The following is a 12,380-nucleotide window of genomic DNA, read 5'->3' as shown; positions in this document are numbered from 1 at the left end:
GTTATGATTCCCACTTCTCTTGCCATTACTACGATTTAGTCGAGGTCATTGCTATTTCTACTTGAGCATCTGACATCTGTTCACTCTCTTGTATTTTCTCGACAGTTTCCTCATATTCAATGATCGTCCGTGTATCAGGGGAAAATACTGCCAGTAGCAGTGACATCAGTAGCCCCGTTATCATTAATACACCAAATAAATAGGGTGATGTCCCATATTCTGTCATTATATTCAGTAAAAAAAGACAGATACACCGAGTATCTGCCGTTTACGGTTATTTTTGCATTTCTTTCGTTGGACCTAATACACCCGGAACTGGTAAGCCTGCTTGACGTAAGAGCACTGTCATTTGTCCACGGTGATGTGTTTGATGATCGATTAGGACACGCAATAATGCACCTCTTTTAACTGGTCCATTGAAGCCTTTTACTTCCTCTAGCAAATCTTCATTTGATAGCTTTGCCGCTTCCTCTTTCACATCATTTGCTACCTTTTCGTAAGCAGCTACAATCTCAGCTGCTGTAGAAGGAATTGAGTCTTCTTGACGAATCATAGGAACCTGTAAACCTGCTAAATAACTGAAATAACCAGCCGCACCAACTAAATGCCAGCCTAGCCAGCCTAGTGTGCTGTGATCTTCTACGATACTTTGCTCAAGCTTTTCATCCGTTACGGCTTTTAATACTTGAATAGTGCCATGTGCTGATGCTGCCCACTCACTTAAAAAATCATCTACTTGTCGATACATCTAAACGCCTCCCATTTTCGTAAGTTCACTTCTATCATATTAAATATGAAACTTTCTTACAAGTTTCCACCTCTAAGTTTACATAATATAATTATTTCATAAAAATTAGTATGCGAATCATAAAATTGTATACTAGTTACAGATTTAGCCATTGAGCTAATGCAGCATAGTGTTGTTCGCATGTCTCATGTTTCACTGGATTTTTCGACTTATACCTAGTATTTTACCAAGCTATTGTACATAAACACAAAACCCCGAACAGAGACACTTTTTTTTATAAAGTGTGTCCTCTATTCAGGGTTCGATTCAAAGAGACATTAAATAATCAATTAGCATATTCTAATATGTAACCGTCATATCCGTAACAAAAGCAGGTTTTTTATACTCATATACTTTTGTTATTTCTTTATTATCAAAGTCATACTTATAGATACACTGTATTTTAGTAGTTATACCGTTAAAATTAACTTCTTCATTTTTAGGTATACCTGATAGTTTATATATACCACTTCCTTCATCTTCATTTACATTCTCACCTCCAAGAATTATTGACTTCTCATCAGGTCCATAAGCAATAGAATCAATATTGATAGCTTTTATACTTGTGATCAACTTCATGTCGGATCCATCTAAATTCATTTCATATATTGAATACATAATTTGCTCTAGAGTTTCTCCAGTCTCATTACTTGCTTTAAATCTTGCCTTGTTTTCTTCCTCAGAAACAAATGCACCAATGATTTTGTTAGTAGAAATGTCATACATTTCTACAGCACGATCAGCTTGTTCAGTATCAAATACAATAGAATCTTTCTTTTCCACATCTACTTTTGCAATCTTTGAAACAGGGTATTTTTCCCCTAATATTTCACTATAGATTGTTTTACCTTCCTTATCACCAAATCTAGGCATAAGTTGTCCTAAAGTATCATTTGTGACTTGATGAGTTTTTTTATCATTTCTGTCTAATAAATAAATCTCCCAAGGTCCATCACCTTTTGCACTTGTATAGGCAAGGTATCGTTTATTGCCTGAAAGTGTTGCATGCAACCAAACCGTTTCATTAGTCACTAACTCTTCCTCTACAATTTTTTCAGCATCTAGTTCCACTACGCTACTTTTGCCTTCGTTATCAAATATAGAAACAATGAGTTTTTCGTTTTCGTTACTAATCGTACTGTTCTCTTCCTTTTTTTTCATAAGTGTACTGTCGTCTTCTTTCTCTTGACATCCAAACAATAGAACCAATAAAGATAATAAAATTATTGCTGTAAAAAACGATGATTTTTTGCATTTACAAATAAATATATACATTATACGATTTTCCTTTGCTAAGTTATTTTCGATTATTAAATTCCAATAACACTCAAAACGTTAATAGGGTTGATATACCAACGTTTACAAATACTTTATGGTTCAGGTCGATTCAAATTAACCAGAAGGTCTTCATTATCATTAGATTGAAGGAAGAAAAAAAGCACAAAGTTCTATGCTTTTATTGTTATAAGCTGCTTACTTTATTCCGCCATCTGGTCGTTAGCTGAATAAATTGGATATGTAATTTCCGTTGAAAAATAAGATTAAGTCTCCAATTGCTCCAATACAAAAAAATGTAAAATAATAACTTGCGATTGTCACCCTTTTGTTAAATAGTTCCTTTAGCGCTAGAATAAACAATTCGTCAAACTTAAACCAACTGACTATCCAACCAGTTAAAAGAAAACTTAAAATCATCATTTCCCCTTTTCTGCCCCCCTGATAGAAGTACATTCTAGATTTACATCTTTGCTGTTTACTGATTTCTTAAATCTTTTTCACAACAATAGCTTTTGAAAACGGAAATGTATAAAAAAATTGCTTTATTTCTACGCAATTGGAAACTGTATTTAATATTTGAATGTATTCTGAAGTTTTACTGAAGTCAGAAATGACTAATCGTCCATTTGGGCTTAAAACTCGCCACATTTCAAGAATCGCCTTCCGTCTTCCTTCCACACTTTTAATGTTATGGACTACGAAGTTTGAAACCACAACGTCGAAACTCCCGTCCGAAAATGGAAGTTCCCGAGCGTCAGCATCCACGATGTCGATTGCCGCTACATTTTCAGCAACTATATTAGCTTGCAGTTTAGCTTTTCCATTCCCCCCCAAGTCCCATTTTGACCAAATATCAGTGGCTGTCACCTTACAACCCCTTTGAGATGCCGAAATAGCCAAAAGTCCACGACCTGTTCCCACATCAAGAAGTTCATCACCTGCTTTAACTTGTGCAAGGTTCAAAATCACCTCTCTGTGTGCGATTTTAATAGTTGTTGAGTATATAAACATCCATAGGCCCGTCACAAGACAAATCAAACCATAGCCCAATACAAATCCATTTGTTGAACCAAACATACCCAATAACGTAAATACTAGCCCGATAATAGTTAAAAGAGCAACCCAAAATGGAGCGTCAACCCCATACCGCATGGTAATTTTCATTTATCTTGACCGCCTTTCTACCTTTCCTCCCCTGCATTTGTAAAACGCAACATAGTGATTTCTATGTTTTTTTATATTTTCATATTAACTTTAATACCTTTGTATTCTTATAAAGCCTGTATCCATTGTATGTAACTGTTCTCTATATTAGTTCAGTAAAAATTTCATGAAACATAGATACAAAAGGGTTAGGAGGTATTCGATATATTTAGCAACTATCTGTACTTCTCAAAACACTACATATTATTCAAATGTATTTATAGGTAAAAAAATACAATAAGTAATAATTATCCATTTTAAGCAGAATATCCATATTAGTCAATGTAGCTTTAATAAATTGATGAATGTTCCATTTCCAAAAATCAATAGTTGGTATATATTTCTATAACATTCCACTTAAGTTTATCTATCGATGCAACATTAATTGTCTAGAAACTCGATTTCCCAAACAGTCGTATAACCTAGGAACTTCAAGTATAATGAAAAAAATAGCTGAAGGAGCTTCACTATGTCTTTCTTTGGAACTACTTGTTGGGGTAAACCATACTGGGACAGAGGGCAAAACACCAGTAGTCAAATTAGTCCTGTTGAACATCAAACAACTGAAAGTGCCAAACTTGCCACAGAAAATTGAATGAAATTTACTTATTCAGTCGTCCAGATTGGGCGCTTTCATTTTGAGTAAGGAGGAAGTTTTGATGAATGATTTACATAGATCAACAACAGATGAAGAACTGACGGAAGAAGAATTGATCGAGCTTGTTCTCGCTGAACAGCAAAAAGCGTTAGCGCAGGAACAAGAAGAACAACTGCAAGGTAAAAAACCTAAAAAACGAAAACCAATTGTCAAATGGATTGTCTGGAGTATGGCATTTGTGTTATTTTTGAATACATTTGCCCTTATCTTTCAAATTTACTCCATCCCAGCTCTTGAATTTTTGAAGGTGTCTGCTCGGCTATCAGCGCAAGAGGATATAAAAACCTATAAAAAAGCAGTTGTAGAGATCTCTACAGGTTCTAGTAAAGGCACAGGCTTTTCGATTTCTTCAGATGGGCTGATCGTAACTAATGCACACGTTGTAGAAGATGCCCAATCTATATTCGTCGTTTTTCCTGAGGAAGGATTAATGGGCGCTAACTTAGTGCAAAGTTACCCAGATATAGATTTAGCATTATTGCAAGTAACTGGTAATAAGCTTCCTTCCCTTTCACTTGCTGAAAATCCTAGCTATACCAAAAATGAGCATGTCTATTTTATCGGTAATCCACTAGCCTTTACGGGCATTGCAAATGAAGGGACTCTACTTGAATCAACACACCTTGAAGATTGGCAGGAACCAGTTATGATGATGAAGGCCCCTGTTTATCGCGGAAATAGTGGGAGTCCTGTTTTAAATTTGGATGGTGAGGTTATAGGAATCGTCTTTGCAACGGCGAATGTAGATCCGTATGGTCGTGTCGGTTTGTTTATTCCCGTTAAGTTGTTACAGCATTTAGTAAGTAAATAATTATACGTCAAGGTGCTTGTCCCGAATGTAATCGAGACAAGCAATTCATTTAGGTTCAGTTTACATAATAAATTTATTTTATTATGTATTGAAAGGCTTATTGTCTCCATGTCCAATTCTTTTTTAACTTTTGTATTGTAATAATAGTAGTATCTATACTCTTTCATACTATTGTTGTTCCTATTGTAACTCTTGAAATTCAAAGCACGTAAAAAAAGACATCCTATATCAATAGGATGTCTTAGTTTAACGGAAGTAATTTTAATTACTGAGAATTAAAGTTTAGTTACGTTAGCAGCTTGTGGTCCGCGGTTGCCATCTACAACTTCGAATTCCACCTTTTGACCTTCGTCAAGAGTTTTGAAACCTTCGCCTTGGATAGCTGAGAAGTGTACGAATACGTCGTTTTCACCTTCAACTTCGATGAATCCAAAACCTTTTTCTGAGTTAAACCATTTTACTGTACCTTGTTTCATTTAAGAAAACCTCCAAAAAATAAAAGTGAACAATATGTAATTTCTTCAACGAATGAAAAAATTCACATATTACAAAGAGTACCGAACTAACGCGATCACTTTTTGTAATATGTGAATTCATGTTTCCGGTGAAGCAATTAAATTGTTAAACTAAGTATAACCGTCATTCATAATTTTGTCAAATAAAGAAAAATGTTTTTTTTCAAATTTTTAAATTTTATTTCTGTTTTTCAGGTTTTATAACGATAATACCGTGATATATTTGGACATCATCATCACAAGCATCACAAAAAACACTTTCATCTTCTGACCAGAAGGCCCAAAATCCTCCTTCTTTCGTTACCTCATTGTCATATGTTAATCGGAAGTGCTGTAACTTTGTTTGCAATGCTGCATTAAATTGCTCCTCCGTTTCATATGTTTCATTTGTTTGTATAAAAGCCTCCCAGCCTTCAAACTTCCACCAAGGCTCATAATCAGCTTTCATGTAAATAATTGTATACATATTTGCCACATTCCCTGCTGTATTAGATATTTTCATTTTAGCAAAGACATTTGAAATGTCTATTAAAACACCCTGTAATATGCTATTATTACCTTATTATTCATTATTTTTGGGAGGTATTTTTTTATGTTTTCAAGTATTCGACCTAAGGCCGAACTCGAGGAATTATTAAAGCGTGGTACAAATTTAAATGCTACTGGGCGATTTAATAAAACATTAGCATTTAACCATTTCAATTCTCAAGATGAAGAGAATTTAAAAACTCTCTACACTAAATTAAAAGATATCACGCCTTCAATGAACGCGATTTTTAATAATTATTTAAGTGAACTCTCTCTCTCCTCTCAACTAACAATTAGTGAAGAAAATATTAATCGATACTTAACGCAATTTTTCTTAGCTAATCGAGATGATGAATATGTGGAAGAAACCGTTAAATTTTTCAATTTATTCAGAAAGAATCAATATGAGCCTGGTAAACTAATCGTCGTCTTCAATCAATTTGCATTTTATATTACTACATACATTCTACATAACTTTGGTTTAAAACCTAATAAAGCTTTTGAATACATGAAATCTTTCCAATCTGCTGTCAATGTTGATCAGGAATTACTCATCGAAGTATTAACAGAACGCACGATTGAAAATGTAGTCGCTGAAATTTCCTCTTTAATGGATGTCAACGCAAAAATCATGTATATGAAAGATTTAGTATATAGCTTAGATCAACAAAACGAAGAAATCCAGTCCTCTACCGCAGCAACTGAAGAAATTGCCGCTTCTATTAACGAAGTTGCTCGAATGTCTTCCCGTATTTCTGAAAAAACAACTGAATCTGTTGATCATGCTGTTCAAGGGAAAAATGCAATTGAGCATGCCCTTTCTGAAATCTTTAAAACTGAAGAGACATTTACATCGATTGTTGAGTCCTTTTCAGAATTACAAAAACGGGTAAATGATATCGAAAATGTTGTAACGTTAATAAACCAAATTGCCGATCAAACAAATTTACTTGCTTTGAACGCATCTATAGAGGCAGCACGTGCAGGTGAACATGGAAAAGGCTTCGCCGTAGTTGCACAGGAGGTACGAAAGCTTGCTGAGGGAACGGTATCAGCGCTTAGTGAAGTCACTACAAATGTTCATCATTTAAAGAGCTATTCAAATGATGTGTCAAACTCGATTACAGAAACGACAGGAATTATTAAAGAAGCGACAGTGGAAGCTAAAGAATCGTTACCATTATTAAATGCGATTGTTAATGCCATTGAAGATATAAACCTAGATGTGACAAATACTGCTGCGATATCTGAGGAGCAGGCAGCAGCTATTGATGAAGTCTCTGCAAGAATGATTGAAATTTCTAATCTTCAAGATGATATTCGCGACTATAGCCATAATACATCAAGAGATATTCACGCTTTAGGAAAAGAAATTAATCGTTTCCGAAATGACATTATTTCGAATAATAATGTTCAACTATCATCTATAGCACTTTTACAATTATCAAAGGCCGATCATATTTTATGGAAATGGCGAATTTATAATATGTTCTTAGGTCTTGAAAACGTTGAACCAAGTGACGTTTCTTCGCATACTGATTGTCGTCTCGGTAAATGGTATACATCTGCTCGCGCAGTAGAACGTTTCGGACACTTGCAGGAGTATCGTGATTTAGATGCCTATCATTTACGTGTTCATGAATCGGCGAAGTTAGCAGCAGAGGCGTACAAGTTGGGCAATATTCAACAGGCTGAGGTTCATTTAAAAGAAGTAGATCAAGCTTCTCAGCAGGTTCTCTATTATATCAATAATTTAATTGCGTCTTTAGAAAAAGAACGTGTGATGCACTAAGCACAAAGGGGGCTCTTTCCCCCTTCACTAGTAGGAGGTGTTAGCTTGAACAAACGAGCGCGAATTCAATTTTTCGGAGATATTTATGGAACTGGCTACCGTTTTTTCATAAAACAAAAAGCGATTGAGCTAGGATTAAAAGGATACTGTAAACTAAATGATCAAGATCAAATTGAGGTTGAAATTGAAGGATCTCAAAAAGCGATAGATGAATTTTTAATATTTGTTCAAAAGGGTGTAAGCCCTCAAGCAGATTCCAATTCATTTACATTAGAGCTTTTTGACAATTTAAAAGGTTATGCACGCATGGAGTCAGACATTGTTTAGTCTGGCTTCATTATTTTTATAGTGCAGTAATACCAAGGTTTATCAAGCTTTTCGGCTCTTTACATTATTGAATGAATACGGTTTTGAATACGGTTTATAAAAAAAGACGTTGCTGGGGGCAAGTTTAATTAGGATTGGGATAAATTCCACAGTCCTTTTTATTTTGCCTTCCAAAAAAGCAACTGCCGTAGCAAGTGCTTATTTTATTACTTATCTTTATTCGCATATTGTTGGGATTCAACTTCTTTTCGTCTTTGCTCTTCTTCCAAACGTTTTTTATAAATACGTGGTGCTGATGTTTTCATAAAGAAAGCATGCATACGTTGTTGCGTTTCAATAGATGGTATGGTTTTCAGTACATTCCCTCCTATCTCTCTATTCTTTGTCTCTATCTAGCTATGAAGTGCAGATAGTATCACCCACATATTTGAGTGACCTCATCCAACAGTTTTTTTATGGTTTTTGTACCCTCACCCCAAGCTTGCAAAAGTTCCAGTGCTTTTTCTGGATTCGACTTAGATAGTTCAGCTAATCGGAGGATGACGGTGGCAAAAAACATTAAGACCACCCATCACGGAGTGGTCTTTATATATTTTCTTCATCTAAGCCCAAGACCATCGACAAACATCCTATCCGCATGTCAATCAACCATAAAAAATAGCCCCCTTATCAAATAAAAAAGAGGGCTTTATAAATTCTTAATCTATCACTTATCTACAACTGGCTTTAATACATTCACTGGAAGCCAAATATTTGGAGCGTCATTTCCTTCTAAGCCTACATATAGATACCCATTCATTTCAAGACCCTTTACATAAACAATGCTTCCCTTTTCCATAATTTTTTCAGTTTTAGATTCTTTTAATGGAACGCCTTTACCTTCTGCATTTTTTGTTATCTCGTAACGCGTTCCGTATTCTCTTTCTATCTTCTCAGTTATTTTAAAATCTGTACTAAGATACCTGTCACAATATGTTCCCTCATCACCATCACTAAAACAATGGTCAACGCGACCATTATCTAGGAAAGTAAGTTGATGTCTAAGAAAATAATATCCATACGAACCCATACCATTATCACGATTTATATGAATGTAAATTGGATCGTTATAGAAAGATGAACGAATTTTTATTGGTACTTCTTTGAAAACTACCAAATCCGTTGCTTGAACGCGGTATTCCCCCATCTGGTAAAATATTTTGCCATCATATTTTTCGATATCATACGTTCTAAAGAATTTATTTCGCTTAACCATTAACGAATCAAATGTGCCATTTGGATTTTTCTTGTACACCTTGATATCTTTTTTAAAGGTCATTTTCCCTGTTTGCCCTTTTACAACTTCTGCTCCATCATACATCACTTTTGCTTCTGATTTTGTTGGATGTACTATCGCAAATACAAATGCTGCTAGTAACACAATAAATAATTTTTTCATCATTCTCCTCCTACTCAGTTTTATTTTAAAGAACATATTATCTTTGTATTATATACCTGAAATCTTATATTCTACCAACAAATGTTAAAAATACAACAAGTAGAGTGTTTTTCCATATCATTATCTCATCCATCTACCATTCTACCAAATTATCTAAATTATATGGACTATTACTCATTGATTGTGGATGGCTATCACGCTCATTTAACCAGTTATAAAAAGGCACTGGATCTTTACAAATAAAAAATATTCATATAGTTAATAGCCCTTCTCTCTCACTTTTTTTTACATAACATAAGATGAAGGGAGGGTAAATTATGTGTATAAATAATGGAAGTTGTAATTGTTTATCACCGCGAGTAGAATGCAAAAATGTTGGACCTTTTGTGGCAAAAAATATAAACTGTATAAACTCGGAAATTGAAAGTGGCAAAGAAAACGACAGCGGTTCAATAATCCCTTTTACCTCGGGAATTTCAACTTCTGTAGTTACTATAGGACCTGACTTTGGATTAACGTCTAGCCTTATAGGATTCGGTACTGCTATTAATGGTGTGCCTATCTTAAACAATACTATAGACTTATCTGGACTTTTAAGCGAAGCCTTCTCAGTTCCACGCAATGGTAATATTACTGCTATTTCCGCAGCATTTAATTACTTTTTAGATCTTAACCGAGGAGGGCTTACTACTATAACAGCTCAAATCTATCGTGCGCCTGTAGGAAGTAACATCTTCACTGCTACAAATGTACGTGTTGATTTAGCTCCACCTGTCGCTGGAGTTCCAGCAGGAATAACTTTTGGTTCAGCAAATGTTGAGCCTGTACCAGTATCGGTTGGGGATCGTTTATTAATGGTATTTTACATTTCATCAATAATAAATCCTCCTGCATTAAATTTTTCAGTTGAAGGTACTGCGAGCGCGGGTATTAATATTGTATAAAGAATTCCATCTACTATTAATACAATAAATAAGTGTATGATTTAAAAAAGGTTAAATTGAGTCATGCGCTTATTTATTGTTTATGAATATTCTTTCCTCTAACCAATTATAGAAAGGTACAGGACGTTCTTTATGCGGTTCGCCCTCCACAGATGATGATTTAGTCGACTTATTATTTAATCTCTCTACAGCCTTGTTATGTGCACCTACAAATACAGCTCTTAATGTACTTGTAACTGTAAGCACACCTTCTTTAATGTCCATAGCAATTATGAATAGAACGTTCTTAGCCTTTATGAAGTCAGATGCATTTGAACCGCTTCTGTGCCTCGCTTTTGCCTTCCACAGTTGAGGGGGAAGGAATGACTAATTTCAAACGTGATGTAATAGTAAGACCAAGATCAGCAGCTGCAGAACGACATTCGTTAAACAATGTATTTTTTGTACGTTGTAACTTTGGATAATCGTCATTGACAATTGTGATTTTTTTGCCGTTTTCCTGCTCAACTGTCTCTGTTGGTTTGATTTTTCGTATATCTTTTACCAGTTGTAGATACTGATGTTTCGAGTCCAAATACCTCGCTAAAGAATCCACATCAAGCTCGCTGAAAATTTCAAGTGCTACTAGCTTTTCAGCAATCTCTGTAAATTCCTTCTTTTGTGCAGCTGTTAAATACGATGGAATTTCAATGTTTTCAGTCGGTCCACGCATCTTTTCTTCATGTTTTTGACGCTTTTTCATCTCATCTTTTGTCAAATGCTTAGAGCGTCCATTTCCTATAATCACTTGCAATGGCTGCTTATTTCGACCTGCCATACTATCACCTCACTTTCAATTAATCTAGGTCCTCCAAACAAATATTCAAAAACGGGTTTTTGCGCAGAAAACGGGCAGTCGGTGTAGGACGCTTTCGCTCACTAAAGTGAAAAGGAGGGGGGCTATCCTATTTTCTTCCGTACTTTTGTACATCTTCGTTTGTTTTTTTGTTGTGACAAGATTGGCAAAGCAATTGTAAGTTGTCTTCGTCTAATCTTTTGTTCCAATCCACAGATAATCGAATGATATGGTCAACTAAAACTCCAATTGTAATTCGCTTTTCCGTTTTGCAATGCTGACATAATCCGTTGTCACGAATCTTAATGTAGTCTCGGCATTTAATCCAAGAAGCTGAATGATAGAAGCGATCATGTTTCTTGTTGCGTTGATATTTGTCGTAGTAACGATTGTTTTCTGATTTCGTTTCCTTGTGCTGTTCGCAATAACCACTGCGCGTTAAGTTAGGACATCCAGGCTTGTTGCATAGACGTAGAGGTTTACTATTCATGTTGCTTTTCAGCCTCTTGTTTAATTGCATCCATACGTTCCTTCGTAGCTGCACGTATCCCTTCCAGCTCTATCAGTAGCGCCTTTACTTCAGCGTCATCAGTCATCCACTTTAGCTTACGCTGTAGTTCACGTTGCCTCTTTTGTAGCTTCCTCACTTCTTCATCGGTATAAAAACAGACATACTCTTGTCCGCAATTAGGACAGTTGAAGTATGTCTTTTCGATAGTGTTATGCAGTTTATCTTCCTTGAAGTGTTGGACATAGAAATTGTGACCACATGACTTGTCACACCTTGCGTAGATTGGTTCCATGTTACTCATCCCTTTCCACTTTCGCTTCTATCTTAGGTAAATATTCAACCTCTGCTTATGTTCTTGCGGTTTAACTTTTGCGTTGGTTAAATCATTGAATACTGATAAGTATATTGCTAATCGTAATTCAGTTTTTTCAATTTGATTTTTGGATTTGTAAAGTACAATCGAAAACCTATTTAGTTATTCGCTGCCTTCTAATCGAGTTGGTAGTTTATCATCGTTCTCTATAATATACATTGCAACTACTTTCTTCACGAGACTTTCAAGTGATACAGCACATTGATTTCGAGTTATGTTATCAGCTACTTCATTAAACTGTTTTAAAAATGTTTCAGCTGCATGGAATGATATAAATTTCAAAACAAACGAAATTCGTATTAATAAAACTTTGTCCTGAGGTTTAAAAGGCCGCCTTTTAGTAAAACCGCCAAAAACAAAAAAATCCATCCGTACAATCG

Annotated in this window: 16 protein-coding genes; 4 read left to right on the top strand and 12 right to left on the bottom strand. The window is 35.2% G+C overall.

The genetic code is table 11. From position 1 onward, the window contains the following. Positions 1-28: 28 nt before the first annotated feature. The 4 genes from MWJ95_RS19080 to MWJ95_RS19065 form a co-directional block, all read right to left on the bottom strand. Complete coding sequence (locus tag MWJ95_RS19080) at positions 29-166, bottom strand: hypothetical protein (RefSeq protein WP_249106967.1); 138 nt, start codon at positions 164-166, stop codon at positions 29-31. Positions 167-274: 108 nt separating this feature from the next. After that, positions 275-748, bottom strand: coding sequence for a DinB family protein (locus MWJ95_RS19075; RefSeq protein ID WP_249075792.1), 474 nt, complete (start codon positions 746-748; stop codon positions 275-277). A gap of 339 nt (positions 749-1,087) precedes the next feature. After that, positions 1,088-2,062 carry a TolB-like translocation protein gene (locus MWJ95_RS19070; protein WP_249106966.1) on the bottom strand — a complete coding sequence of 325 codons (975 nt, stop codon included), beginning with the start codon at positions 2,060-2,062 and terminating at the stop codon, positions 1,088-1,090. A 489-nt stretch (positions 2,063-2,551) separates the two neighbouring features. Beyond that, positions 2,552-3,229, bottom strand: coding sequence for a class I SAM-dependent methyltransferase (locus tag MWJ95_RS19065; protein WP_249106965.1), 678 nt, complete (start codon positions 3,227-3,229; stop codon positions 2,552-2,554). 698 nt (positions 3,230-3,927) lie between these two features. Between MWJ95_RS19065 and MWJ95_RS19060 the strand changes: the two genes are divergently transcribed. Then, entirely contained in the window at positions 3,928-4,737 is an 810-nt protein-coding gene (locus MWJ95_RS19060; protein WP_249106964.1) for a S1C family serine protease, read from the top strand. 275 nt (positions 4,738-5,012) lie between these two features. Here the strand turns inward: MWJ95_RS19060 and MWJ95_RS19055 are convergent, their stop codons facing one another. Both MWJ95_RS19055 and MWJ95_RS19050 read right to left on the bottom strand, forming a co-directional pair. Beyond that, the gene (locus MWJ95_RS19055) at positions 5,013-5,213 is read right to left on the bottom strand and encodes a cold-shock protein (RefSeq protein WP_004230088.1); all 201 of its coding nucleotides are present in this window, start codon (positions 5,211-5,213) and stop codon (positions 5,013-5,015) included. 217 nt (positions 5,214-5,430) lie between these two features. Further along, a complete protein-coding gene (locus MWJ95_RS19050) occupies positions 5,431-5,718 on the bottom strand; it encodes a DUF1033 family protein (RefSeq protein WP_249075796.1) in 288 nt (95 codons plus the stop codon). A gap of 126 nt (positions 5,719-5,844) precedes the next feature. Between MWJ95_RS19050 and MWJ95_RS19045 the strand changes: the two genes are divergently transcribed. Together MWJ95_RS19045 and MWJ95_RS19040 are read left to right on the top strand one after the other, a co-directional pair. Next, a complete protein-coding gene (locus MWJ95_RS19045) occupies positions 5,845-7,572 on the top strand; it encodes a globin-coupled sensor protein (RefSeq protein ID WP_249075797.1) in 1,728 nt (575 codons plus the stop codon). A gap of 45 nt (positions 7,573-7,617) precedes the next feature. Further along, entirely contained in the window at positions 7,618-7,899 is a 282-nt protein-coding gene (locus tag MWJ95_RS19040; RefSeq protein ID WP_249075798.1) for an acylphosphatase, read from the top strand. 706 nt (positions 7,900-8,605) lie between these two features. Here the strand turns inward: MWJ95_RS19040 and MWJ95_RS19035 are convergent. Next, positions 8,606-9,340, bottom strand: coding sequence for a hypothetical protein (locus tag MWJ95_RS19035; RefSeq protein WP_249106963.1), 735 nt, complete (start codon positions 9,338-9,340; stop codon positions 8,606-8,608). A gap of 314 nt (positions 9,341-9,654) precedes the next feature. Here MWJ95_RS19035 and MWJ95_RS19030 point away from each other — a divergent pair, with 314 nt between their 5' ends. After that, positions 9,655-10,281, top strand: coding sequence for a hypothetical protein (locus tag MWJ95_RS19030; RefSeq protein ID WP_249075800.1), 627 nt, complete (start codon positions 9,655-9,657; stop codon positions 10,279-10,281). A gap of 69 nt (positions 10,282-10,350) precedes the next feature. Here MWJ95_RS19030 and MWJ95_RS19025 read toward each other — a convergent pair whose 3' ends face one another. The 5 genes from MWJ95_RS19025 to MWJ95_RS19005 all read right to left on the bottom strand — a co-directional run bounded on the left by MWJ95_RS19025 (position 10,351) and on the right by MWJ95_RS19005 (position 12,282). Beyond that, positions 10,351-10,527 (bottom strand): hypothetical protein, encoded by a 177-nt coding sequence (locus tag MWJ95_RS19025; protein WP_249075801.1) that lies wholly within the window; start codon positions 10,525-10,527, stop codon positions 10,351-10,353. Between the two features lie 55 nt (positions 10,528-10,582). Further along, entirely contained in the window at positions 10,583-11,098 is a 516-nt protein-coding gene (locus MWJ95_RS19020) for a phage terminase small subunit P27 family (RefSeq protein ID WP_249106962.1), read from the bottom strand. A gap of 127 nt (positions 11,099-11,225) precedes the next feature. Then, positions 11,226-11,606: an HNH endonuclease gene (locus tag MWJ95_RS19015; protein ID WP_249106961.1), complete on the bottom strand. Its 381-nt coding sequence runs from the start codon at positions 11,604-11,606 to the stop codon at positions 11,226-11,228. Beyond that, on the bottom strand, positions 11,599-11,928 hold the full coding sequence (locus MWJ95_RS19010; protein WP_249106960.1) for an FmdB family zinc ribbon protein: 330 nt from the start codon (positions 11,926-11,928) through the stop codon (positions 11,599-11,601). The genes MWJ95_RS19015 and MWJ95_RS19010 overlap by 8 nt, the downstream gene beginning before the upstream one ends. A 174-nt stretch (positions 11,929-12,102) precedes the next feature. Beyond that, entirely contained in the window at positions 12,103-12,282 is a 180-nt protein-coding gene (locus MWJ95_RS19005; RefSeq protein ID WP_249106959.1) for a hypothetical protein, read from the bottom strand. Positions 12,283-12,380: the final 98 nt, after the last annotated feature.

The organism is Lysinibacillus sp. Bpr_S20, from assembly GCF_023337835.1.
Lineage (GTDB): Bacteria > Bacillota > Bacilli > Bacillales_A > Planococcaceae > Lysinibacillus.
The sequence above is the reverse complement of the archived record's forward strand: the minus strand, read 5'-3'. Positions and strand labels throughout refer to the sequence as shown.

Bases quoted from the DNA above. Each gene is read 5' to 3' on its own strand.
- MWJ95_RS19060 (WP_249106964.1), top strand. From the start codon at position 3,928: ATGAATGATTTACATAGATCAACAACAGATGAAGAACTGACGGAAGAA.
- MWJ95_RS19045 (WP_249075797.1), top strand. From the start codon at position 5,845: ATGTTTTCAAGTATTCGACCTAAGGCCGAACTCGAGGAATTATTAAAG.
- MWJ95_RS19075 (WP_249075792.1), bottom strand. From the start codon at position 748: ATGTATCGACAAGTAGATGATTTTTTAAGTGAGTGGGCAGCATCAGCA.
- MWJ95_RS19080 (WP_249106967.1), bottom strand. From the start codon at position 166: ATGTCACTGCTACTGGCAGTATTTTCCCCTGATACACGGACGATCATT.
- MWJ95_RS19055 (WP_004230088.1), bottom strand. From the start codon at position 5,213: ATGAAACAAGGTACAGTAAAATGGTTTAACTCAGAAAAAGGTTTTGGA.
- MWJ95_RS19010 (WP_249106960.1), bottom strand. From the start codon at position 11,928: ATGAGTAACATGGAACCAATCTACGCAAGGTGTGACAAGTCATGTGGT.
- MWJ95_RS19050 (WP_249075796.1), bottom strand. From the start codon at position 5,718: ATGTATACAATTATTTACATGAAAGCTGATTATGAGCCTTGGTGGAAG.
- MWJ95_RS19020 (WP_249106962.1), bottom strand. From the start codon at position 11,098: ATGGCAGGTCGAAATAAGCAGCCATTGCAAGTGATTATAGGAAATGGA.
- MWJ95_RS19065 (WP_249106965.1), bottom strand. From the start codon at position 3,229: ATGAAAATTACCATGCGGTATGGGGTTGACGCTCCATTTTGGGTTGCT.
- MWJ95_RS19030 (WP_249075800.1), top strand. From the start codon at position 9,655: ATGTGTATAAATAATGGAAGTTGTAATTGTTTATCACCGCGAGTAGAA.
- MWJ95_RS19070 (WP_249106966.1), bottom strand. From the start codon at position 2,062: ATGTATATATTTATTTGTAAATGCAAAAAATCATCGTTTTTTACAGCA.
- MWJ95_RS19035 (WP_249106963.1), bottom strand. From the start codon at position 9,340: ATGATGAAAAAATTATTTATTGTGTTACTAGCAGCATTTGTATTTGCG.
- MWJ95_RS19015 (WP_249106961.1), bottom strand. From the start codon at position 11,606: ATGAATAGTAAACCTCTACGTCTATGCAACAAGCCTGGATGTCCTAAC.